This is a genomic window from Mycobacterium lehmannii, assembly GCF_002245535.1.
GTDB lineage: Bacteria > Actinomycetota > Actinomycetes > Mycobacteriales > Mycobacteriaceae > Mycobacterium > Mycobacterium lehmannii.
This window is the reverse complement of the sequence record NZ_NKCN01000003.1, coordinates 1-24,806: the sequence shown is the minus strand read 5'-3', so window position 1 is coordinate 24,806 and position 24,806 is coordinate 1. Positions and strand designations below refer to the sequence as shown.

Annotated in this window: 31 protein-coding genes and 1 tRNA gene; 10 read left to right on the top strand and 22 right to left on the bottom strand. The window is 65.6% G+C overall.

The annotated features are described in order from the left end of the window. The first annotated feature begins 11 nt into the window (after positions 1 to 11). Positions 12 to 1,346: an MFS transporter gene (locus CEX87_RS04710; RefSeq protein ID WP_094286246.1), complete on the top strand. Its 1,335-nt coding sequence runs from the start codon at positions 12 to 14 to the stop codon at positions 1,344 to 1,346. Here CEX87_RS04710 and CEX87_RS04705 read toward each other — a convergent pair. The 15 genes from CEX87_RS04705 to CEX87_RS04640 all read right to left on the bottom strand — a co-directional run bounded on the left by CEX87_RS04705 (position 1,263) and on the right by CEX87_RS04640 (position 13,793). After that, entirely contained in the window at positions 1,263 to 1,838 is a 576-nt protein-coding gene (locus tag CEX87_RS04705; RefSeq protein ID WP_064397265.1) for an isomerase, read from the bottom strand. The genes CEX87_RS04710 and CEX87_RS04705 overlap by 84 nt on opposite strands. After that, entirely contained in the window at positions 1,838 to 3,064 is a 1,227-nt protein-coding gene (locus CEX87_RS04700; protein ID WP_094286420.1) for a cytochrome P450, read from the bottom strand. The genes CEX87_RS04705 and CEX87_RS04700 overlap by 1 nt, the downstream gene beginning before the upstream one ends. Then, positions 3,061 to 4,230: a cytochrome P450 gene (locus CEX87_RS04695; RefSeq protein ID WP_094286244.1), complete on the bottom strand. Its 1,170-nt coding sequence runs from the start codon at positions 4,228 to 4,230 to the stop codon at positions 3,061 to 3,063. The genes CEX87_RS04700 and CEX87_RS04695 overlap by 4 nt, the downstream gene beginning before the upstream one ends. Then, complete coding sequence (locus CEX87_RS04690; protein ID WP_064417359.1) at positions 4,227 to 4,649, bottom strand: VOC family protein; 423 nt, start codon at positions 4,647 to 4,649, stop codon at positions 4,227 to 4,229. The genes CEX87_RS04695 and CEX87_RS04690 overlap by 4 nt, the downstream gene beginning before the upstream one ends. Next, a complete protein-coding gene (locus tag CEX87_RS04685; RefSeq protein WP_064397270.1) occupies positions 4,646 to 5,701 on the bottom strand; it encodes an NAD(P)H-dependent amine dehydrogenase family protein in 1,056 nt (351 codons plus the stop codon). The genes CEX87_RS04690 and CEX87_RS04685 overlap by 4 nt, the downstream gene beginning before the upstream one ends. Further along, positions 5,694 to 6,743 (bottom strand): NAD(P)H-dependent amine dehydrogenase family protein, encoded by a 1,050-nt coding sequence (locus tag CEX87_RS04680; RefSeq protein ID WP_094286242.1) that lies wholly within the window; start codon positions 6,741 to 6,743, stop codon positions 5,694 to 5,696. The genes CEX87_RS04685 and CEX87_RS04680 overlap by 8 nt, the downstream gene beginning before the upstream one ends. Next, a complete protein-coding gene (locus CEX87_RS04675) occupies positions 6,740 to 7,963 on the bottom strand; it encodes a cytochrome P450 (RefSeq protein WP_064397273.1) in 1,224 nt (407 codons plus the stop codon). Before CEX87_RS04675 ends, CEX87_RS04680 begins: the two co-directional genes overlap by 4 nt. Then, positions 7,960 to 8,403 (bottom strand): hypothetical protein, encoded by a 444-nt coding sequence (locus CEX87_RS04670; RefSeq protein WP_064397275.1) that lies wholly within the window; start codon positions 8,401 to 8,403, stop codon positions 7,960 to 7,962. Before CEX87_RS04670 ends, CEX87_RS04675 begins: the two co-directional genes overlap by 4 nt. A gap of 16 nt (positions 8,404 to 8,419) precedes the next feature. After that, on the bottom strand, positions 8,420 to 9,112 hold the full coding sequence (locus CEX87_RS04665; protein ID WP_233151289.1) for a hypothetical protein: 693 nt from the start codon (positions 9,110 to 9,112) through the stop codon (positions 8,420 to 8,422). Then, the gene (locus tag CEX87_RS27810) at positions 9,100 to 9,228 is read right to left on the bottom strand and encodes a hypothetical protein (RefSeq protein ID WP_256387040.1); all 129 of its coding nucleotides are present in this window, start codon (positions 9,226 to 9,228) and stop codon (positions 9,100 to 9,102) included. The genes CEX87_RS04665 and CEX87_RS27810 overlap by 13 nt, the downstream gene beginning before the upstream one ends. 14 nt (positions 9,229 to 9,242) lie before the next feature. After that, entirely contained in the window at positions 9,243 to 10,046 is an 804-nt protein-coding gene (locus CEX87_RS04660; protein WP_064397279.1) for a CbbQ/NirQ/NorQ/GpvN family protein, read from the bottom strand. 33 nt (positions 10,047 to 10,079) lie between these two features. Beyond that, the gene (locus CEX87_RS04655; RefSeq protein ID WP_094286240.1) at positions 10,080 to 11,615 is read right to left on the bottom strand and encodes a nitric oxide reductase activation protein NorD; all 1,536 of its coding nucleotides are present in this window, start codon (positions 11,613 to 11,615) and stop codon (positions 10,080 to 10,082) included. Positions 11,616 to 11,772: 157 nt separating this feature from the next. After that, entirely contained in the window at positions 11,773 to 12,375 is a 603-nt protein-coding gene (locus tag CEX87_RS04650; protein WP_094286238.1) for a TetR/AcrR family transcriptional regulator, read from the bottom strand. Between the two features lie 59 nt (positions 12,376 to 12,434). Continuing rightward, entirely contained in the window at positions 12,435 to 13,115 is a 681-nt protein-coding gene (locus tag CEX87_RS04645) for a hypothetical protein (protein ID WP_094286418.1), read from the bottom strand. Between the two features lie 78 nt (positions 13,116 to 13,193). Further along, positions 13,194 to 13,793 carry a TetR family transcriptional regulator gene (locus CEX87_RS04640; protein ID WP_094286236.1) on the bottom strand — a complete coding sequence of 200 codons (600 nt, stop codon included), beginning with the start codon at positions 13,791 to 13,793 and terminating at the stop codon, positions 13,194 to 13,196. 74 nt (positions 13,794 to 13,867) lie between these two features. Here CEX87_RS04640 and CEX87_RS04635 point away from each other — a divergent pair, with 74 nt between their 5' ends. The 3 genes from CEX87_RS04635 to CEX87_RS04625 are packed head-to-tail and all read left to right on the top strand — an operon-like array spanning position 13,868 to position 15,974. Further along, positions 13,868 to 14,656 carry an SDR family NAD(P)-dependent oxidoreductase gene (locus tag CEX87_RS04635; RefSeq protein WP_094286234.1) on the top strand — a complete coding sequence of 263 codons (789 nt, stop codon included), beginning with the start codon at positions 13,868 to 13,870 and terminating at the stop codon, positions 14,654 to 14,656. Between the two features lie 17 nt (positions 14,657 to 14,673). Beyond that, complete coding sequence (locus CEX87_RS04630; protein WP_094286233.1) at positions 14,674 to 15,747, top strand: NAD(P)H-dependent amine dehydrogenase family protein; 1,074 nt, start codon at positions 14,674 to 14,676, stop codon at positions 15,745 to 15,747. Then, positions 15,744 to 15,974, top strand: a complete 231-nt coding sequence (locus CEX87_RS04625) for a hypothetical protein (RefSeq protein ID WP_066843535.1) — start codon at positions 15,744 to 15,746, stop codon at positions 15,972 to 15,974. Before CEX87_RS04630 ends, CEX87_RS04625 begins: the two co-directional genes overlap by 4 nt. A 33-nt stretch (positions 15,975 to 16,007) precedes the next feature. Here the strand turns inward: CEX87_RS04625 and CEX87_RS04620 are convergent, their stop codons facing one another. Continuing rightward, positions 16,008 to 17,270, bottom strand: a complete 1,263-nt coding sequence (locus CEX87_RS04620) for an amidohydrolase family protein (RefSeq protein WP_094286229.1) — start codon at positions 17,268 to 17,270, stop codon at positions 16,008 to 16,010. A 24-nt stretch (positions 17,271 to 17,294) separates the two neighbouring features. On the opposite strand from CEX87_RS04620, the gene CEX87_RS04615 reads away from it, so the two are divergent. Further along, positions 17,295 to 18,158: an AraC family transcriptional regulator gene (locus CEX87_RS04615; RefSeq protein WP_064417350.1), complete on the top strand. Its 864-nt coding sequence runs from the start codon at positions 17,295 to 17,297 to the stop codon at positions 18,156 to 18,158. Positions 18,159 to 18,168: 10 nt separating this feature from the next. On the opposite strand, the gene CEX87_RS04610 is transcribed toward CEX87_RS04615, so the two are convergent. Continuing rightward, positions 18,169 to 18,798, bottom strand: coding sequence for a TetR/AcrR family transcriptional regulator (locus CEX87_RS04610; RefSeq protein WP_064417349.1), 630 nt, complete (start codon positions 18,796 to 18,798; stop codon positions 18,169 to 18,171). Positions 18,799 to 18,922: 124 nt separating this feature from the next. Between CEX87_RS04610 and CEX87_RS04605 the strand changes: the two genes are divergently transcribed. From CEX87_RS04605 to CEX87_RS04595, 3 genes are all read left to right on the top strand, one after another. Then, entirely contained in the window at positions 18,923 to 19,237 is a 315-nt protein-coding gene (locus CEX87_RS04605; protein ID WP_064397467.1) for a WhiB family transcriptional regulator, read from the top strand. 87 nt (positions 19,238 to 19,324) lie between these two features. Further along, entirely contained in the window at positions 19,325 to 19,543 is a 219-nt protein-coding gene (locus CEX87_RS04600) for a hypothetical protein (RefSeq protein WP_064397300.1), read from the top strand. Between the two features lie 35 nt (positions 19,544 to 19,578). Then, positions 19,579 to 20,070, top strand: a complete 492-nt coding sequence (locus CEX87_RS04595; protein ID WP_064426299.1) for an SRPBCC family protein — start codon at positions 19,579 to 19,581, stop codon at positions 20,068 to 20,070. A gap of 5 nt (positions 20,071 to 20,075) precedes the next feature. On the opposite strand, the gene CEX87_RS04590 is transcribed toward CEX87_RS04595, so the two are convergent. Next, positions 20,076 to 20,159, bottom strand: a tRNA-Leu gene (locus tag CEX87_RS04590). A gap of 83 nt (positions 20,160 to 20,242) precedes the next feature. Here CEX87_RS04590 and CEX87_RS04585 point away from each other — a divergent pair. Both CEX87_RS04585 and CEX87_RS04580 read left to right on the top strand, forming a co-directional pair. Beyond that, a complete protein-coding gene (locus tag CEX87_RS04585) occupies positions 20,243 to 20,620 on the top strand; it encodes a hypothetical protein (RefSeq protein ID WP_064417454.1) in 378 nt (125 codons plus the stop codon). Then, complete coding sequence (locus CEX87_RS04580; protein WP_064397303.1) at positions 20,617 to 20,949, top strand: DUF3817 domain-containing protein; 333 nt, start codon at positions 20,617 to 20,619, stop codon at positions 20,947 to 20,949. Before CEX87_RS04585 ends, CEX87_RS04580 begins: the two co-directional genes overlap by 4 nt. On the opposite strand, the gene CEX87_RS04575 is transcribed toward CEX87_RS04580, so the two are convergent. The 4 genes from CEX87_RS04575 to CEX87_RS04560 form a co-directional block, all read right to left on the bottom strand. Beyond that, entirely contained in the window at positions 20,927 to 22,387 is a 1,461-nt protein-coding gene (locus tag CEX87_RS04575) for an MFS transporter (RefSeq protein ID WP_269845528.1), read from the bottom strand. The genes CEX87_RS04580 and CEX87_RS04575 overlap by 23 nt on opposite strands. Before the next feature lie 81 nt (positions 22,388 to 22,468). Further along, complete coding sequence (gene rdgB / locus CEX87_RS04570) at positions 22,469 to 23,077, bottom strand: RdgB/HAM1 family non-canonical purine NTP pyrophosphatase (RefSeq protein ID WP_094286227.1); 609 nt, start codon at positions 23,075 to 23,077, stop codon at positions 22,469 to 22,471. Next, positions 23,074 to 23,856, bottom strand: coding sequence for a ribonuclease PH (gene rph, locus CEX87_RS04565; protein WP_064426302.1), 783 nt, complete (start codon positions 23,854 to 23,856; stop codon positions 23,074 to 23,076). The genes rdgB and rph overlap by 4 nt, the downstream gene beginning before the upstream one ends. 44 nt (positions 23,857 to 23,900) lie before the next feature. After that, positions 23,901 to 24,680, bottom strand: a complete 780-nt coding sequence (locus CEX87_RS04560; protein WP_064397310.1) for a cyclic nucleotide-degrading phosphodiesterase — start codon at positions 24,678 to 24,680, stop codon at positions 23,901 to 23,903. Between the last annotated feature and the right edge of the window lie 126 nt (positions 24,681 to 24,806).

Below are 24,806 nucleotides of genomic sequence, written 5' to 3'. Positions count from 1 at the left end.
ACAATCGATGCATGTCGACGGTGTCTTCACCGGTCTCGCCGATGCGCGTTGGACTGGCCAGTTTCATCGGAACAACGGTCGAGTTCTACGACTTCCTCATCTACGGCACCGCCGCCGCGCTGGTGTTCCCGAAACTGTTCTTTCCCGCAGTGTCACCTGCCACGGGATTGCTGTTGTCGTTCGCCACCTTTGGCGTCGGGTTCGTCGCGCGCCCCCTCGGCGGGGTGGTGTTCGGCCACTTCGGCGACCGCGTCGGGCGCAAGAAGATGCTCGTCTACTCGCTGCTCGTGATGGGGATCGCGACGGTGCTGATGGGGCTTCTGCCCACCTATGCCCAGATCGGCCTCGCCGCCCCGATCCTGTTGACCGTGTTGCGGCTCGCGCAGGGTTTCGCGGTCGGAGGAGAGTGGGGCGGTGCGACGCTGATGGCCGTCGAGCACGCCTCGGACCGACGCAAAGGGCTCTACGGGGCGTTCCCTCAGATGGGTGCGCCCGCCGGGACGGCATGCGCGACGCTGGCCTTCTGGGCGGTGTCACGGCTCCCCGACGACCAGTTTCTGGCGTGGGGGTGGCGCATCCCGTTCGTGGCCAGCGCCCTGCTCATCGTCATCGGCCTGGTGATCCGGCTGTCCATATCGGAAAGTCCGGACTTCGCGGCTCTGCGGCGGCGCGAACAGGTGGTGCGCATGCCGATCGCCGACGCGTTCCGCAGGCACTGGAAGCAGATACTGCTGGTCGCCGGGGCGTACCTGTCTCAAGGGGTGTTCGCATACATCTGCGTCGCCTACCTGGTGTCGTACGGCACGACCGTCGCCGGGATCGACCGCACGCAAGCGCTTTTCGGGGTGGCCGTGGCGGCGGTGGTAGCGGTCGCGACCTACCCGATGTTCGGGGCGCTTTCTGACCGGCTGGGCCGAAAGCCCGTCTTCCTGGCAGGCGTGATCCTGATGGGCATCTCGATCGGCCCGGCGTTCGCTCTGATCAACACGGGCAGCGCGCTACTCTTCGGTGCCGCGCTCCTGCTGGTCTTCGGCCTCGCGATGGCGCCGGCCGCGGGCGTGACCGGCTCGCTGTTCAGCCTCGCGTTCGACCCCGACGTCCGCTACAGCGGCGTGTCGATCGGTTACACCCTGTCTCAGGTGGTGGGCTCGGCGTTCGCTCCGACAATCGCCACCGCCCTGTACACGGCGACCAGAACGAGCAACTCGATTGTGGCCTACCTCGTTGCGGTTTCGGTGATCTCGGCGATATCGGCCTGCTTCCTACCGGGCGCGTGGACGCGGCCGGCGACGGATCAACCGCGAGAACTCGACCGTCGAACGGCGGACCGAGTCCAGTTCGAGTGACACCAGCAGCGTGTCGACCATCGCGAACGGCAGAGTCGTCGCCACTGCACCGCGCCCGTATTCGAGGTGCCACGACCCGGGATGGATGGTCAGGCCCCGCGCCTGCCCCTTCTCCAAGCATGTTCGCTCACCCGGAAGCAATGCCATTGCGGTGTTGTCGTCGGATTCGAGGTCGTAGGAGTCGATGCGGCCCGCCATCAAGAACTTATGGATCTGCACCCGCTTGTAACGACCGGAGAAACCCTGCGTGCCCGTCGGGGAACCGAAGATCACGATGTACTCACGCGGGCTGAAGTACACGAACCGCACCTTGCCGAGGATGCCGCCTGCTTTGCTCGCCACCCACCGTCCCGGTGCCGCATCGATGAGGTCGGGGTACGCGTCGGCGAGCAGTTCGACGGCGCGCGTGGTGAGTTCGCCGCTGTCGACGGGCAATCCGACCACTTGCTGCGCGACCCCGTGCAGCACATCGGGGTCGATCCTGTACCGCATCAACCGAACTCTATCGGCAGGCTCGTCGGTCCGCTCATACCCAGCAGCGGCTTCCATGGTGCCGGTCCGGCAACGCGCGGATTCGGCATGCGTCGCGCGATGATGACCAGGGCCTCGCAGAGCTCGCGCCGGGCGAGGTTGGCCCCCAGGCAGTAGTGCGCGCCGCCACCGAAGGTGAGGATCGGCGGCGGATCGCTACGGGTGATGTCGAAGCGGGCCGGGTCGTCGTAGACGCTCTGATCGCGGTTGGCGGCGTAGGTGTTGACGATGATGAACGTTCCGGCGGGAAACGTGACTCCACCGACCGTGACGTCGTCGAGCGCACTTCGGACGGTGCTGCACATCGACGGTGAATGTCGCATCGTTTCTTCGACGGCGCGCATCGCCAGGCCGGGGTCGTCGCGTAGCAGTTCCCACTGCTCGGGGTGCTCACACAACACCTGCATGGACGCCGCGAGCTGGCTTCGGGTGGTGTCGGTTCCGGCGATCAGCACGCTGAAGGCCAGCATGCGCAGCTCGCTGGCGTCGAGCCGGTCGCCGTCGTCCTCGGTGCGGATGAGCTCGGAGAGCAGATCATCGGTGAGGTCCTCGCGCCGGTCGGCGATCATCTGGTCGATGTAGCCGTCGAACTCGTCCCAGGCCCGCAGAATCATCGGTTCCTCTTCGACGAGATCGCAGTCGAAGCTGACGATTTTGAAGATGTCCTCGGCCCAACGCGAAAACCGTTGCCAGTCCTGCCTGGGCGCACCCAGCAGGGCGCAGATGACCGGGATCGGGTAGGGCCTCGCGATGTCGTCGACGAACTCGCACCGGCCGAGGTCCGCGACGCGGTCGATGAGCTCGTTGACGACGGTGTGGATCGTGGGGTCCATGCGAGCGGTCGCCCGCGGTGTGAAGGCCTTCGAAACCAGACCGCGCAACCGGCGGTGTTCATCGCCGTCCATATTCAGGATGCTGCGAGTCACCCTGTCCCACAGCTCCCCTGAGGTGATGCCGTGCGCCGACAGGTGAATGCCCCGCGGAATCCCGAACCGCGGGTCGCGCAGAACGGTCCTGGCCAGTTCGTAGGACAGCACCTCCGGTCCGATCGGGCCGAGCGCGACCGGCGCTTGCTTCTGCGCTGCCTGGAACTGCGGGTAGATCTCCTGAGGTGTCGCGGTGATGTCGTAGGTCAACGTCGGCAGCCCGGCATCGAAGACGCTCGGCTTGGCCGCCTCGACAATCATGGTGTCCTCTCGATCCTCAGCGGCAGTTCGCGCAGTGCGCACGTCGCCGAAGGCCACGCGATCTCGGGAACGTAGCCGGGGACGAGGTCGAACCGGGGTATGCGCGACAGCCATTCGGTCACGACGAGTCGCAGCTCCATCCTGGCCAGGTGGGCGCCCAGACACCGGTGCGGGCCACCGCCGAAGCCCCAGTGCTTGTGCAGTTTTCCGTCCATGACCAGATCGTCACCGGAGAGCGGATCGCTTCCGTCGCGGTTGATGGCGCCGACGCAAAGCCGCACCTGCGCCCCGGCGGGCAACGTGACCCCCGCGACCGTCACCGGTCGGGTGGTCACCCGCCCGAGCACCGGCGCGGCGGGTTCCAGCCGGATCACCTCCTCGACGAAGGCGCCGACGTCGTCGGGGCTGTCCCGCAGGTGCCGGCGCAGATCGGGGCGGCAGGCCAGCTCCAGCATCGCGGCGCCGATCGAGGCGGTGACGGTGTCGAGGCCCGCGAGGACGAAAACCAGCGACATCCCCGTCGCTTCGGCATCCGACAGCGCATCCTCGGCGTGCAGAACGTCAGACAGTATGCCGTTGCGTGGCGACTCCCGCTGTGTCTGAACGGCTTCGGTGAGATAGCCGAAGAGCTCGGCCGCCGGGGTCAGAACCACACTGGTCGGATCCGTGGCCAGGCTGACCGCGATGATCGCATCCTTCCAGGCGATCAGGCGTTCGCGGTCCTCGAGCGGAAGGCCGAACAACGTGAGGAACACCTGCGACGGGTACGGGACTGCAAGATCGGCCATCACTTCACACTCGGTGCGCCCGGCGATCTCGTCGATGATGTCAATCACCTGTGCCTGCAGCGTCGGCAGCAGCGCGCTCAGTGTCTGCGGGCTGAGATACGGATGCAGGAGCCGGCGGTAACGGGTGTGCTCGGGGGGATCGAACCCGAGCGGTACCAGGGGCACCGGGCTGATCATGTCGTCGTAGTCGGTTCTCGACGAGAACGTCTCCGGATCACGCAGTGCCGTGAGCACATCGTCGCGCCGCGTGAAGTAATACCAGCCCTCGCCGTGGAGCACCGGGCCGAGGCCCCGCAGCTTGGCCCAACCCTCACCGCGGTCGCGCGCCATCGGCAGATCCTCGTAGAGGACCTGCGTCAACCCCGGTACCTCGGTCATGACACGTTGGTGGCCAGAAGCGTCACTGGGAGCCCCAGAACCGACAGATCGATCTCGTCGAGATATGAGCCCTCTCCCGAGAATCCCTGTCGAAAACGGATACTCGATCCGTAGCGCTGCGCGACGGATTCGGCGGCCGCGGCATCCGGCACCCGCAGCACGACGGTGTACACCCCGTCGCCGTGTCGCTCGAGGAAATCGTTGACGTGCGCTGCCACCGAAGCGGTCGATCCGGGTACCGGGCTGATCAATTCGATGCCGCGATCCCAGTCCAGATGTACGCGCACACCGAGTTCGGTCAGTTCGGCCTCCTGAAGGGCGAACCCGAGCTCGGTGAACAACGCGGCCGCCTCGCCGCGACGTTCCGGCGCCACCGCGAACACGACGTGGTGCAAGCGCGGCTCCGCACTGGCCGTCATCTGCGCACCAGCCCGCGCGGTTGGATCAGGCCCAGGTCCAAATGGGTCAGCCAGCCCGGCGCCGCATCGCAGACATCGGGGATGGCGTTGATCGCGCCCATCGCCGTCCAGGTGTATCCGGGGTGGGTCATGGTGCCGTCCGCGGCCACCCGCCCGTGCATCGTCAGCTCGGTCGGCGGATCTCCCTCGATGACGATGCGGTACCGCGTCCGTCCCCAGTCCCACGGCGGATCGAGTTCGTCGGGTCCGCCGGTCAGGTAGATGGCGTGGAACACGATCAGCGGCGCGCCGTCAACCATCGCGGTCCACGTATGGTGTTGTGCGGCCACGGTTCCGCGCGGGATGGCGCCCTCGTCGTGCGGGATATCGCGGGTGGCTGTCGCGGCCTTGACGTCTGCGGTCACGTCGTCGATGGTCACGCCGAGACCGTCGGCGATCATGTGCATCGACTGGGCGAAGAAGGGGACGCCGAGCCCGAGGATCGTCGGCTCCGAGAGGAACTTGTCCTTGTCCTTGCCGAAGCCCATCCAGTCGATGTGATCCATCGGGGCGTCGGTGAGCACGTTGACGACCTCCCACACTTCGACCCTGTCGACGCGGGAGGCGACCCGAGCGAGCGTGAGTGGCAGGATGTCACCGGCGTAGCCGGGGTGGATGCCGCCAGCGTGAAACGACGTGCCGCCGTCCACGCACGCGGCGCGGATCTTGTCGCCAGCTTCGCGGAAATGTTCTGTGGGATGGAAGAATCCGCTTGTGGTGACGATGTTCTTGCCCGACCGCAGCAGTCGGCACACGGTGTCGACGTCCATGATCACCGGGGTGTAGAAGACACAGTCTGCGTCGAGCGCCATGACCGCCTCGACGTCGTCGGTGGCGATGACCCCGGTCGCCCCGATGCCGGCGATCTCCCCCGCGTCCTTGCCGACCTTGTCCGTGCTGTGCACCAGTACACCGACAAGCTCGAACACCGGGCACTGGGCGAAGTGTCGAACTCCGACCTGGCCGACGTCGCCGGTCATCCACTGGATGACGCGATACTTCCGTTCAGACATTGAGGACTCCTCTCGGGAGCAGCAGCGGCAGATCGGTGTAGGTCGCGATGCCCGGGGGAGCGGCCACGACGGCCGGGATCGCGGTGATCGCGGGCATCGCGACGATCGACAGGCCCAGCATGATGTAGTCGTCGATGGTCTCACCGACGAAGCCTTCCGGGGGAAGGAAACTCAGGGTGGTCTTGATCGTGGGTGTGCCTTGAACCTCCACGGTGTAGCCCATGTCGAGTTCCCAATCCGGTTCGAGTGTCTGCCCCTTGCGCCACCGGCCGCGGATTTCGATGACCTCCTTGCCGCCGACGATTCCTTTCCAGCCGACATCGACTCCGGCGACACAGCCTTTGGCGATCAACCAGTCGCCGGGCAGTTGGAGGTCAGCGGTGGTCTGGGCGTATGCGACGTCGCATCGGACCTCGTCGAGTTGGACGCCGAGTGCGTCAGCGACGAGCAGGACACCGTCGCGGAAGATGGCCGAACCCTTCTCGGTGATCGACTTGAGGTCGGGATGGTCGATCGGATACCCGAAGCCCATCGGCTTCTCGGTGTCCGGCGAGTTGTAGATGGTGGTGTCGATGGCCTCCACGACCGAAACCTTGTCCACGCGTTCGGACAGCCCGGCCGAAACGACGGCGAAGAGTTGGATGAACCCGGGGTTGATCCCGCTGCCGAAGATGGTCGAGCCGCCGTCCCGACAGGCTTCGACGATGCGGTCGCGGTCGTCGCCGAAGAAGTGTCCGGTGATGAACTCGGACGTGGAGACGATGTCGACGCCCGCGCGCAGAATCCGGACCATCTCGTCCACATCGGCGAACATCGGGTTGTAGACAACGCAATCCGGCTCCAGCGCCAGCAGGGCATCGACGTCATCGGTCGCGGACACGCCGAGCGCGTCGATGCCGCACAGCTCCCCCACGTCGCGACCGACCTTGTCCTTCGACCACGCGTAGCACCCGACCAGTTCCAGGTGCGGGTTGACTGCGACCGCGCGGACGGATCGCTTGCCGACGTTGCCGGTGGTCCACTGGACGATGCGATAGGTCATGCGGCCGAGGTTTCGGCCGGGTCGAACATGACGGGAAGTGAGCGGAAGCCGCGGGTGATGGAATTGCCGGTGAACACAGGTGATGTCGCCTGGTCCAGCGTGAAGTTCGGCATTCGCGTCAGCACCTGCTCCAAGCCCACCTGCAATTCCAGCCGGGCCAGGTTGGAGCCCAGGCACCGATGCACACCGGCGCCGAAGCCCAGATGGCGGTTGTCCCGGCGGTCCAGGATGCAACGGTGTGCATCGACGAACGCCTCTTCGTCGCGGTTGGCCGAGGCGTAGTTGACGATCACCGAGTCGCCGGGGCGGAAGGTCCGCCCGCCCAACTCGACTTCTTCGGCCACGGTGCGGGGTATGCCGTGGATCGATCCGCCGAAACGGATGAACTCCTCCACCGCGCGCGGCAGTAGCTCCGGCTCGCCGATCAGCCGGTCCCGCTCGGCGGGGTGGGTCGCCAGATAGTGGAACGACCACGACATCGCGCTGGCAGTCGTCTCCAGACCGGCCTGGACAAGCAGCATGGCGTTGGCCACCACGTCGTTGAACGGCAGTCGCTCCCCGTCGATCTCGGCGCTGCGCAGCACGTCGATCATGTCGTCGCGGGGCGGTGCGTCGGTGCGCGCGGTCACCGCGTCGTGGATGTGTTGATACAGCCCGCCCCAGGCGGGTGCCCGTTCCTCCTCGGTGGCGCCGTTGAGCGCGGTATCGGTGAGTTCGATGCACAACGGCACGTCCTCGACCGGCATGCCGAGCACATACTTGAAGAACACGATGCCCGGCTGACGCCACGCCACCTGCGCGAGATCGCCGCGCCCGGTGGTGATGAAGTTGTCAATCAGCCGATCGGTCTCATCGCGAATCTGGGGCCGTAGAGCCTTCATCCGCGCCGGCGAGAAGTAGGGGTTGAGCACCTTGCGGAACTTCTGCTGCCGGGGCGGATCAAGCGTGATCACCAGATCACCGCCGAACGCCTCGGTCGCATCCGGAGTCGGATTACTCGAGAAATGCTGCCAGTCCTGCAGGATTCGGTAACACTCGGTGTACCGCGCCGCCACCCACGCGCTGTCCGGCATGGTGGTGAGAAAAGGGGTGTCGGTGTGGGTGAAAGGGGCTTTCCGCCGCATCACCGTGTACACGTCATAGAGGAGATCGTCGTCGTTGAAGTCCTCGTGGCGCAAATCCCAGTTCTCCGCGTGTTCTGCCGCCGACTTACCGCTCACGGAGCCGAATCTTCCTGCTGCTGTTGGGCGGCCTTGCGGGCTTCGCTCTCTTCGTGAATACGCACCAGTTCGCGGAACCCGATCCGGTCGTACTTCGGCACCGGCTGGATCCCCCATTCGTCGCGTGCGGTGTCTTTGCCTTCGGCACCCTCCGGGGGGCCTAGCGGCGGATACGGAACCTTGCACTCGAGCGTGTCGTCGGAGTAGCGGACCTTGAGCAGGCCGCTGCAGATCTCGGTCAGGCTCAGGGTCGGGTAGCCGTACCACACCGCCATGAAGGGCAGCGTGAACGCCCCCTCGATGACAAGGGCGATGAGGCAGACGAGCACCGCGCGCTTGATGTACTTGTGCATGCGCGCGTAGTACGGCGTGGTGCCCGGGGGAAGGTCTTCGGCCGGGTCTTTCTCATCGGTTGTCGATGAGCCCGCAGGTGGTGTCATGACGTGCTCCTTTTGTTCAGTCCGAGAAGATTTCGCGGTTGACCGTGTGCAGATACGGGATCGCGAGGAACGGGGTTATGTAGAAGATGTCGTAGAGCCACCACCCGATGACCGGGAACAGCACACCGGCGTACCGGGCGTCGGCATACATCGTCATGTTGAACACGTAGGCACACCAGATCACCACGCCCATCCAGCAGGTGATGATCATCCACTGGTGGCCCCAGCGTTTCATCTGCAGGAAGCCGATCGCCGCGGCGCAGCGCATCGCGAAGACGGTCAGGATCAGCCCGGCGACATACGCCTTCTCGCCCGGCACCGCGGAACCGCCGACCCACGGCTCGTTGTAGTGCCAGAAGTAGGCGGCGTCGAACATGTGGCCCCAGCCGATCATCAGCACCCGGTTGATCAGCGTGTGGTTGGCCACCAGATCCAGCGCCCAGCCGAGGCTGTTGAGCATGCCGTCGATCAGCACCAGGTAGCCGATGAGCGTGACAATCATCGGCCGCACCGACAGGCCCGCGCGTGCAGCCTGCCGTTGCAGCCAAACCCCGCGCATGAAGATGGGGAATCCGATCAGCCCGGGCGCCCACATGCCCATCAGCGCGGCGCCGATGATCATCCACTTGTCGGCTCGGCGTTGCGCGACCCGAGATTCTTCGTGGTGGTCTTCGAGACTGACTGTGGCGGTCGCGGTCACAGTGACCACCAGCCACGCTCGATCGACATGTAGAGCTGAATGAGGAACATCGCCAGCAGATAGCCGTAGATGACGATCTGCAGGATGATCAGCGCTTTCTTGCGCTGCTTCTCCTTGGGGTCCATCTAAACTCCCTTTCTCACTGGGGGTTGCTCGAGTTGTTGGCGGCGGCCAGGCTGGCTACGGCCACTTCGCGCAGGCCGTCGGTGACCGCACCGTCGCTGGACAGCGGCGCAAGGATGCAGGCTTCGGCGGCATCCAATTCGGTTGCGCCCGCGGCGATCAAGTGTGCGGCGGTGACCAGCACGCGGGTGGACGGCGGCTCGAAGTGAAACGCTTCGTCGGCGGTACGGATCGCGGTGGCGCATGCGACGAGCCGGCTCGCCGCCGGAAGCGGTATGCCCGTTTCGGCGACGATCACCTCGGCCTCGCGGTCGGGCGGCAGATATCTCATCGGCAGGGTGACGAACCGCTGCCGAAACGACGGCTTGAGTTCCTTGAGCGAGCTTCGGTAGGCGGGGTTGTACGAGCACACCAGCATGAAGGACTCCGGCGCCTGGACGATTTCGTCGGCCCGGTCGAGGTAGAGCGTGCGGCGGTGGTCGGTCAACGAGTGCAGCACGGCAAGTGAGTCGTGGCGCGCCTCGACGACCTCGTCGAGATAGCAGATCGCGCCGGCCTTGACCGCCCGGGTCAGCGGTCCGTCGGTCCACACCACGTCACCTCCGGTGACCATGAACCGGCCGACGAGATCCGAACTGGTCAGGTCGTCGTGGCAGCTGATCGTGACGACTGGGCGGCGCAGCAGCGCCCCCATGTGCTCGACCAACCGCGTCTTACCACAACCCGTCGGCCCGGTGAGCATGACGGGCAGGCGCTGGTGGTAAGCCTGCTCGAACAACTGGACCTCGTTGTTGTTCGAGTAGTAGGTGTCGTTGGTCATCCGTGCTCGAGCTCCTTCGGTTGGTTTGTGCGCTCAGGCGGCGACAAGTTCGCGGTGGACATGGGCGAGCACCCGCGGCAGGTCTTCGACGCGCCGGATGCGTTGGGAGCGGCGAGGTCCGAAGACCTCGGGCAGCGGGTCGACCCGGGTGGGTCCGACACCGACGTAATACATCGAGACGCCGGCGTCGTTGGCTTCCTCGACCGCGTGGGCGGCGTCGGCCCATGCGTAACGGCCTTCGTAACCCTCGTCGGAGATCAGCCCGTCCCCGATGACGATCAGCAGGCGACGTTCCGAGGGCTGCGCCAGGAGGCGGCTCGTCAGGTGCCGCAGCGGTGCACCGAGCCTGGTGTAGCCACCGGTCGACAACCCGAGGCGGCTGGGCGGCACGAAACGCCGGTCCTCGAAGTCCTTGAGGCAGTTGACCTCGACCCGGTGTCGGGTGTTGCCGGTGAAGACGAAGATGCCGTGTCGTTCACGGGCGAGCGTCATCGCGCGTGACAGTGCGTCCGCGCAGGCCAGTTCGAGTTTGAAGATCCGGCCGCCGTGCACCCCCAGCGACGAACTGCCGTCCAACAGCAGCGCGGTGGTGACGTCGCGGCTGCTGGGGAGCAGTTCGCGGAAGATGCGCGGTTCGATGGCCTCCCCAGTGGTGAGGTCGATGTAATGGTTCACATACTGCTCGACATCCAGATCGGACCCGTCTTCGAGTCGGTTCTTCATCGAACGGTGGGTGTGTTCGCTGAACCACTTGCGCAGATCGGCCGACACTGTTCCGGGTTGCCGGTTGCGGCTGGACTGAGCGCGTTCCAGCACCGCGACGTGGTCGCGCATGAAACTCTTTGTCCATTCGTTCCATTCCGGATACGGAATGCCGGGCCGGTGATCCGGGGTTAGATCGAGGTCGTTGTCCTGGGGGCGGCTGGGCGGCGGCAGGTTGGGGTTGCGGACTCCCCCGTCGCCGCCGACGGGAACGGAGTACGGACGCGGCAGCCTCTTTTGCGTCGTGGTCCACGGCATCCGGCCGAAGCTGCGCCGTAGTTTGTCCGACAGGCCCTGCGGCACCGTGTACGCCAGCGGCAGCCTGCCCACCACACCCGGGACGTCGCCGACCGGCTGTCCGTTGCGCGACAACGAGATCGCGTGTTCGAGCATCGCGTCGGCTGTCATGTCATCGGGCAGCATTTCGAGATCGGGTAGCAATCGCCGCGCTTCGACCACCAGCCCGGGCCAGTTGGCCGCGACCCAGCCCAACGCGACGCCGGCTTCGACCAGCGTGAGCGCACGAAGCTCGCGCGCGGTGAGTTCGTTGAGCCGGTAGTGGGCCAGGCGCTCCTTGGAAGGTGAACATTGAAGCGCGACACCGCATGTCAGCGTTCTGCGGGTCCAGTCGCGGCCCAAAGACGGGTACGGCACGAGCACGTAGTCCAGTCCCGGGTTCAGACTGAATCGGCGATGCTCACCGGTCACCAGGCGCACCCCTTCGCGGCGTTGGCCGCTCAGAGCGACAGCGGTGACGGCGCAACTGCGTTCGACCGCCAGTGCGTGAGCGTCGGACAGATCAGTCATCGCTGCCCTAGAACGTGCCGAGGCTGGAGAACATCCAGTACCAGAACCAGATGACCAGCGCGGCGCCGCCCCATGCCCCTACATAGCGCAAGATCTCCCATATCCAAGCCCACACGTCGAACTCCTCGGTTGTTGTGTCGTTGCCTGTACGAACCCGTCATCGCACTTCCAAGCCGCGCATGGCGGTCGAGACCAACTTGGCCAGCATGATCTCTCGGGTCTTCGGGTTGTCGGTGGTGGTCAGCACGCCGTAGATGCCGAGCAGAAAGAAGGTCGCGCTGTAGAAGGCGTCGACCTCCGGATGGACCTCGCCGTCGCCGCGGGCGCGTTCCAGTTCGCGCACCAGCAGGACGACCACCGGATGGTCGGTCCAGTCGTCTTTGTGCGGCCTCGTCGGCGAGAAGTGCAGCGCCAGCAGTTCCTTGAAAAGCACAGGGCCGAAGCGGTGTTCCAGATCGGTCACCAGGTCGACCACCGCGGTCAACGTGGTCACCAGATCGTGGCGGCACTCAAGGAAGTCGGCGAACTCCGCGGCGATGCGCGCCTCCTGGCGGCTCTCCAACTCGAGCAGTACATGTTCCTTGCTGGGGAAGTGGAAGAAGAACGTGCCGTGTGCGACACCGGCCGACGCCGCAATCACATTGACGTCGGCACCGGCCATACCGGACTTCGTGAACTCGGTGATCGCCGCGGCGAGGATGCGTTCGCGCGTCTGCAGCCGTTGAGCTTGACGCGCCGACACCTTCACCTGTGACGTCATGGTCCGCTCTTTGTAACGCACATGCTGACTGAAGTCAATGAGTTCAGTCAGTCGTGAAGTTAGTCGGAGAAGATTTCCCTGTTCACCGAATGCAGGTACGGAATCGCCAGGAACGGGGTGATGTAGAAGATGTCGTAGATCCACCAGCCGACGACCGGCAGGATAACCCCGGCGTAGCGAACATCGGCATACATCGTCATGTTGAACACGTACACACACCAGATCACCACGCCCATCCAGCAGGTGATGATCATCCACTGGTGACCCCAGCGCTTCATCTGCAAAAAACCGATGCCGGCGGCGATGCGCATACAGAAAACGGTGAGGATCAGGCCGACTTCGAGCGCCTTCTCCCCCGGTCCGGCCGCACCGCCGATCCACAGTTCGTTGTAGTGCCAGAAATATCCGGCATCGAACATCGCGCCCCAGCCGTTCAACAACACTCGGGCCAGTATCGTGTGGTGGGCGACCAGGTCCAGCGCCCAGCCGAACACGTTGATCGCGGCATCGACGATCACGCAGTATCCCAGCAGCGTCACCAACATCGGCCGCACGGACAGCCCGCTACGGGCAGCCTTGCGCAGCAACCACACACCGCGGAGAAACAAGGGGAGCCCGAAGATCCCCAGCGCTGCGGTGCCAATGAGCACGCTGCCCGAGATGAGCCACTTGTCGGCCTGACGTTGCGCCAGTCGCGAGGCCTCTTCATGTTCGTCGAGCCCGCTTGCGGTTGCGGTCATCGCGGGCGGATTCACAGGCACCTCCTGTAGCCGGTAAGTGCCATGAGCTTGTCAGTGGAATTGACTCAAGTCAACCGATCAGCGCACCTCGATGCCTCGCAACGTCCTGGCGATGTAGTCGTCGAGCATCGCGCTCTGGGTCGGCCACTGGGTCGTGGTGGTCAGCAGGGCGTACAGGCCGAGTAGGAAGAACACCGCGCTGTTCGTCGGATTGACGTCAGGGGCCACCCGGCCGGCTTTCTGGGCGCGTTCGATCTCGTGGGCCACCCTGACGATGACCGGGTGTTCCTGGCTCTCGTCAGCGGGTCGGCTCTGCGAAAAGTGCAGTGCGAGGAAGTCTTTGAACAGCTCCGCGCCGAGACGACGTTCCAGCCCCAGCACCAACCGGACCGCCTCTTTGAGAATCGCGGGCAGGGTGCGTTTGGAATCCGCGTACCGGCCGAGTTGTTTGGCGATGCGCTCCTCCTCGCGGCGCTCCAACTCGAGTAGCACATGTTGCTTGGTCGGGAAGTGGAAGAAGAAGGTGCCGTGGGCAACTCCGGCAGCAGCGACGATCGCTCCCACGTCGGCATCCGCCATTCCCGCTCGCTTGAACTCGGCGATGGCCGCGCCCATCAGTCGCTCTCGCGTCTGTAGTCGCTTGGCCTCGCGTGCCGATGGCTTGTCTACCACTGCCATACGTCGACGATATCAATACTTTCGTTGGCTTCACATTTGTGATTGACTGCGGTCAGTTTGACGGAGGAGGCTCAATGGCGTTGGAGCAGTTCAATCTCGACGGTCAGGTGGCGATCGTCACCGGAGCCGGCAAGGGTGTCGGACAGGGCATCGCGAGAGTCCTCGCCGAAGCGGGCGCCACCGTCGTCGGCACGGCTCGCACCGAATCCGACATCGTCGCGACGATCAAAGGCATCGAGGATTCCGGCGGTAAAGGACTGGCCCTGGTGGCCGACGCGATCAGCCGTCCAGACGGCGAACGTGTGGTGAACACGGCGATGAATGAGTTCGGGCGCATCGACATCCTCATCAATAATGTGGGTGGTTCGACATTCGGCTCGTTTCTCGACATCACCGACGAGGACTTCCGGCACACCTTCGACTGGTGTGTCACGTCAGCGTTCATCATGAGTCAACTCGCCGCCCGTCACATGATCGAGGCCGGACATGGCAACATTGTCAACATCTCCTCGGGATCAGCACGTTTCGGCATCCGCGCGCTTACCGCGTACTGCGTCGCGAAGGGTGGGCTCGAAGCGCTCACCCGGGCGATGGCCCAGGAGTTGGCGCCGAAGATCCGCGTCAACGCCATCGCACTCGGCTCATTCGCAACCGAGGGACTGCAAAGCGGCCTCGATATGATGCCAGGGGCACTGGACACGATGCTCTCGCTCACTCCGCTGCATCGGCTCGGCGACGTCGAGGATCTCGGTCGGCTCTGCGTCTACCTCTCGACCAAGGACTGCTATGCGACCAACGCCATCTTCCACGTCGACGGCGGAATAGACTCGAACAACCTGCCGCTGCCCATCCCCGACTACTGACCGAGAACGGATACCAGATGCGCAGAGTAGTCCAGTTTTCCACCGGCAACGTCGGACAGCACTCGTTGCCCACGCTCATCGGCCGGCCCGACATCGAACTCGTCGGTGTGCACGCCGCCAGCCCCGACAAGATCGGCAAAGACGCGGCCGAGCTATGCGGCCTGACCGAACCAACCGGGGTGATCGCGACCGACGATATCGACGCGCTCATCGCGCTGAAGCCCGATTGCGTGGTCTACACCGCGCTGGGCGAGCCGCGCCCGATGGAGGCCATCGCCGAGATGTCGAAGTTCCTGGCCGCGGGCATCAACGTCGTCGGGACGTCGATGGTGTGGTTGGTGACACCGAATCAGGCCGACGACTGGCTGCGCAAGCCATTGGAAGAGGCCTGCGCGGCGGGCAATTCGTCGCTCTACATCAACGGCATCGACCCCGGCTATTCCGGTGATACCGCGCCACTGGCCGCGTTGAGCCTGGTGACCCGCGCGGAATCGGTCACCGTGGCCGAGGTCTTCGACTACGCGAACTACGACGACTACGAGTACACCGGCACCGCAATGGGTTTCGGTGCATTTCCAGGCGACGAGTTGCCGATGGCGTTTCAGCCCGGCGTCATCACGTCTATCTTCGGCGGCCTGGTGCGCAACCTCGCCCGCCATCTCGGTGTCGAACTCGACGAGGTCCGCGACCGCTACGAGCCGTGGTACACCGACAAACAGATCATCTGCAAACTGATGACCGTCGAACCCGGGGGGTTGGCCGGGATTCGTTTCGCCGCAGAAGGTGTGCGCGGCGGAGTTCCCGTGATTACCGTGGAGCACACCACCCGCCTCACCCCCGCAGCCGCTCCGGACTGGGAGTATCCGCCCGACGGCCACTCCGGCGTACACAAGGTGATCGTGGAGGGGGAGCCTCGCGTCGAGGTGAACACGCTGCTGTCGCACCCGACGTTGGACGTCACTGAAGCCGGTTGCGTCTCCACCGCGGCACGGGCGGTGAACGTGATCGACTGGGTCTGCCGTGCGCCGCAGGGCATCATCGCCGTGGAGGACATTCCGCCGCCCGAGATGGTTCGCGGACTGATGTGGTGAACAGCCTGGTACCGCCCACTGTGCGCCAGGCGCGGTGGCTGATCCTCGGCGGGATATTTGCCCTCGTGCTCGGTGTGCTGCGCGGATACGCGTTCTTCGCGCACGGTGGCCTGATATTTCTGATGCTGAGCGTACTTTTCGTCGGCATCGGGGCGGCGTCGATAATCGCCTCGGTGCTGAGGCTGCGGCTGGGCGACCCGCCGCGTGACGGTGACGCACGCCGCTGACCGAACGCCAGCGGTGTGCGTGCACGCCCGGTCTCACGCCTTGGCGAGTTGTTTCTGCTCGTAGAGCCGAGCCCACTCCTTGCGCGGCCGGATCGACACGTCGACATCGGTTGCCTTGGCGCGCAACGCACCCGCGGTCGCCTGCTCCTTCGGTGTGAGCTTGAACGGATCCCAGCTGAAGAACCGGCAGGAGTTCTCCCACGTGATCTTGTTGATGTCGGAGTCCGATGCGCCTGCCCCGTTGAGTTCGGCGAGCACCTGCTCGGGCGCGTCGGGCCAGAAGCAGTCCGAGTGCGGGTAGTCGCATTCCCACGCGATGATGTCGATGCCGATCTCGTGACGCAGCTTCAGTGACGTCTTGTCGGTCACGTAGCAGGCCAGCGAGTGTTCGCGGAACACGTCGGACGGCAGCTTGTCGCCGAAGTCGCGCCGCAGCCACTTCTGGTTCGTGTAGTGCCGATCAGAGCGGTCCAGATAGAACGGTATCCAGCCGATACCGCCTTCGGAGAAGGCGAATTTCAGGTCCGGGTAGTTGCGCATCGCCGGCCCCCAGAGCAGGTCCTGCGCGCACATCGCCGACACCTGGGTGGCCAGGATGATCAGGTTGTCGATCGGGGCGTTGGGCGCCATGCTGATCGCACCGAAGCCGGTCCCGATGTGCAGGCACATCACCACGTTCTCTTCGGAGAGGGTGCGGAACACCGGGCCCCAGTACTCCTCGTCGTGATAGCTCGGAAGGCCCTCGAGGTGCGGCAGTTCCGGCATCGTCACCGCACGGCAGCCCTTGGCCGCGACACGACGAATCTCGTCGCACATGGCTTGCGGGTTCCACGTCGGCATGATCGCGATCGGGATGAACCGGTCCGGATACGAACCCGCCCACTCGTCGATGTGCCAGTCGTTGTAGGCCGAAACCATCACCAGCGTGGTCTCTTCGCGGTGCATGTTCAGATGCCGGGCCGAGAAGCCGGTGAATGTCGGGAAGCACATCGACGCGAGGATGCCGTTGCGGTTCATGTCGCGCACGCGCTCGTGCACGTCGTACACGCCGGGACGCATCTCGGCGAAGCCCGCGGGGTCCCGTCCCCACTCCTCGGCCGGCCAGGACACCACGGCGTTCAGCCCGCTGACGCCCTGTGGGCGGCCCTGATACATCCACTGGTCGACACCCTTGTCGTCAGTCACCACGATCGGCGCCTCGTCCTTGTACTTGGCCGGAACATGCCGAAGGAACATGTCGGGCGGTTCCACAACGTGGTCGTCGATGCTCACCAGGATCAAGTCGTCAACGTTCATACCCCAGTAGTACCGTCTAGCCCTGTGACCGTCTCTGCGCTATCGGACAGAGGGTTTGCCCGACCGGCCAACCTGGCAGCCGGCGCGAACCGACGCGTCATCGACCTACGGCGCGGTGGTCGGGCGTTGGGCGGCAGCTACTTGTACGAGGGCGATGCGCTGATCACCGGTTGGCACTCACACGATGTGCACCAGATCGAGTACGCGCTCGGCGGAGTCGTCGAGGTGGAAACCGACTCGGCGCACTACCTGCTGCCGCCCCAGCAGGCCGCGTGGATTCCGGTGGGTCTCGAACATCAGGCCACCATGAATCCCGACGTCCGGACCGTGGCGGTGATGTTCGATCCGCAATTGATCGCGCACGCGGGCGATCGCGCGCGCATCCTCGCAGTGTCCCCGCTGATCCGCGAAATGATGATCTACGCGTTGCGTTGGCCGATCGACCGGCGGCCGGGGCCTGCCGAGGACGAGGAGGTCTCCGAGGCGTTCTTCCGCACATTGGCCAACCTCGTGGCCGAGGCGCTCGACCACGAGGCACCGTTGAGCCTGCCCACGTCCGAGCATCCGATCGTCGCCGCCGCCATGGCCTACACCAAGGAGCATCTCGACGGAGTGACCGCCGAAGAGGTGGGCAGGGCGGTTTCGGTGTCGGAACGCACGCTGCGGCGGTTGTTCCAGAATTCGGTCGGATTACCTTGGCGCACATACCTTCTACACGCTCGCATGCTGAAAGCGATGGCGTTGCTGGCCGCACCGGGTCAGTCGGTGCAGGAGACGTCGTCGGCGGTCGGCTTCGACAGCCTCAGCTCCTTCACCCGGGCGTTCGCCCAGTTCTGTGGGGAGACGCCGACGAGCTATCGAAAGCGGGTCGGCGGCACCTCGCTGTAAGGAGGGAGCGTCACGACTCGTCGCGCATCTGGCCACCGCGAAGCAGCGCGTTCACCGCGCTGCTCCATCGCTCAAGTTGTGCGGGGGTGTCGAACGGTTCGGGGAGGTGACGCTCGATGTGTTCGCGCAGGATCCAGGCACCCAGCGCCAACACCAGCGGGTTCAGTGCGCCCCATGTCCGGTCGAGGTCGGGTCGGGTCAGCCCGGCGTTCCGGCGCGCCTCCCACCGCTCGGCGCCGAGGTCGGCCAACGAGTCGAAGACCTGGGTGCCGAGCGAGCTGCCATCGGTCAGCGCGCGTACGACATATGCGACCACGTCGGGTTCGTCGGCGACCAGGGACGTCACCCGGTCGCCGACGTCGGTGATCGAGTCGACTGCCGCTTCGGGCATGCGCTGCACGAGGGCGGTGTTCATCACGCCGAGCACGTGATCGTCGACGGCCTTGATCAGGTTGGCCTTGGTCTCGAAGTGGTGCTGTACCAACCCGAGCGATACGCCGGCTTCGGCCGCTACCGCGCGCAGCGACGTCGCCGACGTGCCCCGGGCCGCGAAGCATTGCAGAGCCGCATCGCGGATCCGTTCGACACTCGAACGCTGATAGTCGCCGGAGCTGCGTTGCTCCGTCGGCGCCGCCGTCATCGATACCCGCAGGTCTGAAAGCTCACCCCCACACAGTAGCCAATACGCCTGTATCGTAGATAACCGATACACGTGTATTGTCGCCCGCGTGGCGCAGAACCGTCCCGACCGAAAGGAAACGCAGATGCCCGTCGATGAGCGGCCGAACGGCCGGACGGCGCGCCCCGTTCCGGTCAACGCAACCCAGGACACGGCACTCGGCGCATGCATTCAGGACCCCGACCGGTGGGCCCTCGGAGCCGACGAGGGCGCCAAGGAACTGTGCCGGACCTGTCCTCGCCGGTGGCTCTGCGCCCAGGAGGCGTGCCAGACGCCCGGAGCGGTCGGGGTGTGGGCCGGCATCTACATTCCCGACACCGGCCGAGCACGCCAGTTCGCACTGCGGCAACTGCAGTCGCTGGCCGAGCGCAACGGGTTCACCGTCCGAAAGGCGGGCTGAGCCGCATCTTCGAAGCCGCGGGTTTCACCGGCGTTGCCAGCGGGCAACCTCTGCGCAACCGATTCCGCGAGCCACCAGGAGACCTCGATGCGCGAGCGCGCTCTCGCCCCCGCCGACGACCCGACCGCCGAGGCGATCGCCACCACAGGCCTCTTCCTCATCTTCATCGCGATCATCGCGGTGGCCGTGAGCTTGTCGAGTTGGGGCGCCTCCGACGCACCGCTGGCCGCCGCCGCCGGACTGGTCGCCGCAATCAGCTTCACCGCCAGCTTGGTCTGCTTCGGCAAGCAGAGCGCAGACGACTGACGCGCGCCGTTACAAGCCTGCGATGATTGCCACTTATGGCCCGCTGGTTTCCGCTGCTGTCCGCCGACGCTGACTTTCTGGCTTCGGCGCCCCACGTCTTCCGCTACGAGAAGCGCTACGCCGCCACCCCGGAGCAGGTGTGGGAGTCGCTGACTTCGGACGAGTCGCTGGCGGCGTGGGGACCGGCAGTAAAGAACGTCACGTGGACCTCACCGCGACCGTTCGGAGTCGGGACCACCCGCGACGTGACCGCCCTCGGCGGCGCCGTCCTGCGTGAGCGCTTCTTCGGTTGGAACGAGGGCCATCAGAAGTCCTTCTACGTCTATGAGTCGACGATGCCGCTGTTCAAACGCTTCGCCGAGGATTACATCGTCGACGCCGACGGCGGTCAGACACGGTTCACGTGGGTGGTCGCCATTGAGCCGAAGAACGCGATGAGCCTGCCGGTCAAAGTGTTGGCGCCGCTACTCAAGGCAGGCTTCGGGCGGATCCCCAGCGGCGGGCAGCGCTACTTCGCTAGCAAGTGAGTTTGTGCGGGCGGTGGGACTCGAACCCACACGTTCTTTCGAACACCGGCACCTAAAGCCGGCGCGTCAGCCGATTGCGCCACGCCCGCGACGCGTATCGATGCTACCTGCCGCCGGTCGGCCCGCCGCGATGAGTTCGTCGGGCCGAAGGACGTCGCGGTACCGTTGGAAGGTGTCCACTACGCAACGTAGGAGGCCGGCGCTCATCGCTTTGGTGATCGTCGGCGCCGTCGGCTGCCTTGCGCTGGCCTGGTGGCAGTGGACCCGCTTCGAGTCGGCCTCGGGCAGCTTCCAGAATCTCGGCTACGCGATGCAGTGGCCGCTGTTCGCCGGCTTCGTGGTGTACGCCTACTACAAGTTCGTGCGCTACGAGGAAGCACCACCCGAGCCGGTCAGAAGCGACATCACCGAGATCCCCGAGGACCTGCTTCCGCAAAAGCCCTCAGCCGCAACCCCATCCGACGATGACGTCGACGACCCCGCACTGCGCGAGTACAACGCCTACCTGGCCGAACTCGCCGAGAAGGACAAGGAACACCCGGCCACATGACCGAACCGCCGATCACCTCCGCCGACAACGTCCGCAAGGCACTTCTGGGCTACCGGGTGCTGGCCTGGACGACGGGCATCTGGCTCATCGCGCTCTGCTACGAGATGGTGATGAAGTACGTCTACCACGTCGAGGGTCTGAACTGGATCGCGGTCGTCCACGGCTGGGTGTATTTCGTGTACCTGCTCTTCACCGCCAACCTCGCGGTCAAGGTGCGCTGGCCGATCGGAAAGACCATCGGCGTACTGCTCGCAGGGACCATCCCGCTCGTCGGCATCATCGTCGAGCAGGTCCAGACCAGGGAGATCAAGGACCGCTACGGTCTGTAGCCAGCACCAGATCGGGTGCTGACTCATTCACCGCACCGGCCTTCGGAATGGCCAGCGCGGTGAGCGCGGCGACGACGGCCGCACCTGCGGCAATCAACAACGCGACCCGCAAACCGGCTAACGACGGCACGTCGTGTCCAGCCACCGTCGTCGTCATCACCGTGAGCACCGCACCGATCACCGCGCTGGAAATCGATGTGCCCAGCGAGCGCGCGAGCGCGTTGATTCCGTTGGCAGCGGCCGTTTCCGAGACCGGGACGGCCGCGTTGATCAACGCGGGCAACGACGAGAACGCGAAACCGACGCCGATGCTGACCATCACGTTGAACACGCACAGCTGCCACGCGCTGTTCATCAGCACCAGACCCGACAAATAGCCGGCGGCTACCACCGTCGACCCGACGAACAGGGTGAACCGCGGACCGCGCACATCGGCGATCCGCGCCGCCACCGGAGACGTCAGCATCATCGCCAACCCGCCGGGCGCCATCCACAGACCCGTCTGCAACAGCGACTGGCCGAGGCCGTAACCCGAGCCCGCCGGTAGCTCGAGAATCTGCGGCGCGATCAACGACATCGCGAACAGCGAGAAGCCCACCGCGATCGAGGCCAGATTCGTCGTCAGCACCGGCCGTTTCAGCGTCGTGCGCAGATCGACGATGGGGGCGACGGTCCGGAACTGCCATAGCGCGAACAACCCGAAGACCACCACCGAAGACGCGAACATCGTCACGGTGATCGCGCTGGTCCAGCCCCAGCTTCCGCCCTTGGAGATGCCCAGCAGCAGCGTGATGAGCCCGCCCGCCAGACCGATCGCGCCCAGCGCGTCGAAGCGGTCGGCCGACACCGAGGGCAGCCGCGGTACCAGTGCGGCGAACGACACCGCCGACAGCACCCCGAGTGCGGCGCCGAACCAGAACAACGCGTGCCAGTCGAAGCGATCGGCAATGATCGCCGACAGTGGAAGGCCAAGCGCCCCACCGACACCCAGCGATGCGCTCATCAGTCCCATCGCGGTGCCGACCCGATGAGCCGGCACCGATGCGCGCATCACGCTGATGCCCAGCGGGATGATCGGCATCCCGAAGCCCTGCAGCCCGCGGCCCACGATCACCGGGACCAGCGATGTCGTCGTCGCCGCGATCAGCGATCCCACCGTGAGCAGTACGGCGCAGATGATCAGGATGGGCTTGGGCCCGTACATGTCGCCGAGCCTGCCGAACATCGGGGTGGCGACGGCTGCCGTCAGCAACGTCGCGGTGATCACCCACGACGCGTTCGATGCGCTGGTGTTCAGCAGTGTCGGCAGTTCGGGGATGAGCGGGATCACCAGCGTCTGCATCAGGGACACGCTGATGCCCGCCGCCGCGAGCACCGCCACGACAATCGCCGGGTGTCGCGTCCTGCCGACGTCGGCTTGGGCGGAGGGGCGGCGCACCCCGGGGATGCTACCGCTTAGTTGAGCTATACAAAATCGGCGTGAGCCGCCTGAGGTGGAGTGGCCATCTCGGATTCGCGCTCAGGTTCGGGCGGCCAACTCGCGCAGTGCGGGCAGCAGCGCCGTCAGGGCGCGGCCGCGATGCGAGGCCGCATCCTTCTCGGCGGCGTCGAGTTCGGCCGCGGTCCGCGTCGACCCGGCGGGCAGGAACACCGGGTCGTAGCCGAACCCGCCGTCCCCGCGCGGCGAGCGCACGATGCTGCCCGGCCACTCCCCGCGCACCACGACCTCGCCGGCCGAGTGCACCAGCGCGCAGGCCGATACGAACGCCGCGCTGCGCCGCTCGTCGGGTACGTCCGAAAGCTGCGCCAGCAGCAGCGCCGTGTTCGCGGCGTCGTCCCCGTGCCGGCCCGCCCACCGCGCCGAGAGCACCCCGGGCATTGCGTTCAACGCCGCGACCTCCAGCCCGGAATCATCGGCGATCGTCGCCAGGCCCGTCGCGCGATGAGCATCACGCGCCTTGGCCAACGCGTTCTCTTCGAACGTCGTACCGGTTTCTGGCGCCTCGTCGAAGGCGGGCACGTCGTCGAGCGAGAGCAGCGTCAGCCCCGACACCCCCGCCGCCGCGAGCACCCGGTGCAACTCGGCCAGCTTCTTCGGGTTGCGGCTGGCCACCAGCAGCTCGGTCAGCTTCCGAACGCCTTCTTGGGCGGGTCCTTCGGTTCGGGCAGCACCCCGGGATAGGGCAACTCCAACGCCTCGCGCTGGATCTCGAAGATCTGCTCACACGCCGTCATCGCTGCGTCGAGCATCTTGTCCAGCGTCGAGCGCGGGAACGTCGCGCCCTCGCCGGTGCCCTGGATCTCGACGAGGGTACCGGTGTCGGTGGCCACGACGTTCATATCGACCTCGGCGCGCGAGTCCTCGGTGTACGGCAGGTCGACGCGGATGCGCCCGTCGACAACGCCGACGCTGACCGCGGCGATCGCGCACGACAGCGGTCGCGGATCGGAGAGCTTGCCCGCCGCCGACAGATAGGTCACCGCGTCGGCAAGCGCGACGTAGGCCCCGGTGATCGCGGCCGTTCGCGTACCCCCGTCGGCCTGCAGCACGTCGCAGTCGATTGCGACCGTGTTCTCGCCCAGCGCGGCGAGGTCGATGCACGCCCGCAACGACCGGCCGACCAGCCTGCTGATCTCCTGGGTGCGGCCACCGACACGGCCCTTGACCGACTCGCGATCGGACCGATCGTGCGTTGCGGCGGGCAGCATCGCGTATTCGGCTGTCAGCCAGCCTTTTCCGGAGCCCTTGCGCCAGCGCGGCACACCCTCGGTGACGCTTGCCGTGCACATGACGCGCGTCTCGCCGAATTCCACCAGCACAGAACCGGCGGGATGGGTGGTGAAACCGCGGGTGATGCGGACCGGCCTCAGCTCGTCGTCAAGCCGGCCGTCTTCTCTTCGGGACACGAGCCAACCCTATCGGCTGACTCCGACCCCATCGCTTGAGACCATCAGGCCGTCGCGCGCACGATGTCGAACGTCTCGTTGCAGACGACCGCGTGCACCGGACCGTCGAACTCGGCCTTGGCCTCGCTGATGACGTCCTCGCGCGACGTCCACGGCGGAATGTGGGTCAGCAGCAACTCGCCGACGCCGGCCTCGGCGGCGGCACGGCCCGCTTCCGTGCCCGACAGATGCAGTCTCGGCGGCCGGTCGGGCGAGTGCGTCCAGGACGCCTCGCACAGGAAGACGTCGGCGCCGCGGGCGAGCTCGATGAGTTGCTCGCAGTAGCCGGTGTCGCCGCTGTAGACGAGCGTGGCACCGTCCTGGTTGGTGATGCGCATGCCGTACGACTCGGTCGGGTGGCAAACCAATTTCGGTGTCACGCTCAGCGAGCCGATGGTGACCGCTTCGTTGTCGACCCAGTGGCGGATCTCGAAGACATCGGAGAAATCGTCGATCTCCCCACCCTCGGGCGACGACGCCGCACCGAGCCGGGCCCAGGTGTTGGCCGGGCCGTACATGATTCCGCGTTCCTGCGCCGGCGACGGGTGGTAGCGCCGCCACACGAACAGGCCCGGCAGATCGAGGCAGTGGTCGGCATGCAGATGCGACAGCAGCACGTGAACGTCGTTGGGATCGGCGTGGCGTTGCAGCGCACCGAGCACGCCACCGCCGAAGTCGAGCACCAACGGCGGGGTGTCGGGTGCGGTGACGAGATATCCGGACGCCGGCGAATCTGGCCCGACAACACTGCCGGAGCAACCGAGTACGGTGATTCGCACAGTCACTAGCTGTACTGACCACGGACGTTAGGTACGGCGTGGCGTGGTGACATAACGAAGACCTCCGAGTGAAGTGCGAGCTGCTGAAGAACGCACAACTCACTCTGGAGGTCTTCGTGTCCCACCGTAATG

What these genes read in the sequence shown, in the direction of transcription:
- CEX87_RS04620 (WP_094286229.1), bottom strand. Translation starts at nt 17,270, where the DNA reads ATGAACGTTGACGACTTGATCCTGGTGAGCATCGACGACCACGTTGTG.
- CEX87_RS04670 (WP_064397275.1), bottom strand. Translation starts at nt 8,403, where the DNA reads ATGACACCACCTGCGGGCTCATCGACAACCGATGAGAAAGACCCGGCC.
- CEX87_RS04640 (WP_094286236.1), bottom strand. Translation starts at nt 13,793, where the DNA reads ATGGCAGTGGTAGACAAGCCATCGGCACGCGAGGCCAAGCGACTACAG.
- CEX87_RS27810 (WP_256387040.1), bottom strand. Translation starts at nt 9,228, where the DNA reads ATGGACCCCAAGGAGAAGCAGCGCAAGAAAGCGCTGATCATCCTGCAG.
- CEX87_RS04580 (WP_064397303.1), top strand. Translation starts at nt 20,617, where the DNA reads ATGACCGAACCGCCGATCACCTCCGCCGACAACGTCCGCAAGGCACTT.
- CEX87_RS04645 (WP_094286418.1), bottom strand. Translation starts at nt 13,115, where the DNA reads ATGACCGCAACCGCAAGCGGGCTCGACGAACATGAAGAGGCCTCGCGA.
- CEX87_RS04600 (WP_064397300.1), top strand. Translation starts at nt 19,325, where the DNA reads ATGCGCGAGCGCGCTCTCGCCCCCGCCGACGACCCGACCGCCGAGGCG.
- CEX87_RS04605 (WP_064397467.1), top strand. Translation starts at nt 18,923, where the DNA reads ATGCCCGTCGATGAGCGGCCGAACGGCCGGACGGCGCGCCCCGTTCCG.
- CEX87_RS04610 (WP_064417349.1), bottom strand. Translation starts at nt 18,798, where the DNA reads ATGACGGCGGCGCCGACGGAGCAACGCAGCTCCGGCGACTATCAGCGT.
- CEX87_RS04705 (WP_064397265.1), bottom strand. Translation starts at nt 1,838, where the DNA reads ATGCGGTACAGGATCGACCCCGATGTGCTGCACGGGGTCGCGCAGCAA.
- CEX87_RS04700 (WP_094286420.1), bottom strand. Translation starts at nt 3,064, where the DNA reads ATGATTGTCGAGGCGGCCAAGCCGAGCGTCTTCGATGCCGGGCTGCCG.
- CEX87_RS04680 (WP_094286242.1), bottom strand. Translation starts at nt 6,743, where the DNA reads ATGACCTATCGCATCGTCCAGTGGACCACCGGCAACGTCGGCAAGCGA.
- CEX87_RS04635 (WP_094286234.1), top strand. Translation starts at nt 13,868, where the DNA reads ATGGCGTTGGAGCAGTTCAATCTCGACGGTCAGGTGGCGATCGTCACC.
- CEX87_RS04710 (WP_094286246.1), top strand. Translation starts at nt 12, where the DNA reads ATGTCGACGGTGTCTTCACCGGTCTCGCCGATGCGCGTTGGACTGGCC.
- CEX87_RS04655 (WP_094286240.1), bottom strand. Translation starts at nt 11,615, where the DNA reads ATGACTGATCTGTCCGACGCTCACGCACTGGCGGTCGAACGCAGTTGC.
- CEX87_RS04630 (WP_094286233.1), top strand. Translation starts at nt 14,674, where the DNA reads ATGCGCAGAGTAGTCCAGTTTTCCACCGGCAACGTCGGACAGCACTCG.
- CEX87_RS04595 (WP_064426299.1), top strand. Translation starts at nt 19,579, where the DNA reads ATGGCCCGCTGGTTTCCGCTGCTGTCCGCCGACGCTGACTTTCTGGCT.
- CEX87_RS04690 (WP_064417359.1), bottom strand. Translation starts at nt 4,649, where the DNA reads ATGACGGCCAGTGCGGAGCCGCGCTTGCACCACGTCGTGTTCGCGGTG.
- CEX87_RS04660 (WP_064397279.1), bottom strand. Translation starts at nt 10,046, where the DNA reads ATGACCAACGACACCTACTACTCGAACAACAACGAGGTCCAGTTGTTC.
- CEX87_RS04695 (WP_094286244.1), bottom strand. Translation starts at nt 4,230, where the DNA reads ATGACCGAGGTACCGGGGTTGACGCAGGTCCTCTACGAGGATCTGCCG.
- CEX87_RS04650 (WP_094286238.1), bottom strand. Translation starts at nt 12,375, where the DNA reads ATGACGTCACAGGTGAAGGTGTCGGCGCGTCAAGCTCAACGGCTGCAG.
- CEX87_RS04685 (WP_064397270.1), bottom strand. Translation starts at nt 5,701, where the DNA reads ATGTCTGAACGGAAGTATCGCGTCATCCAGTGGATGACCGGCGACGTC.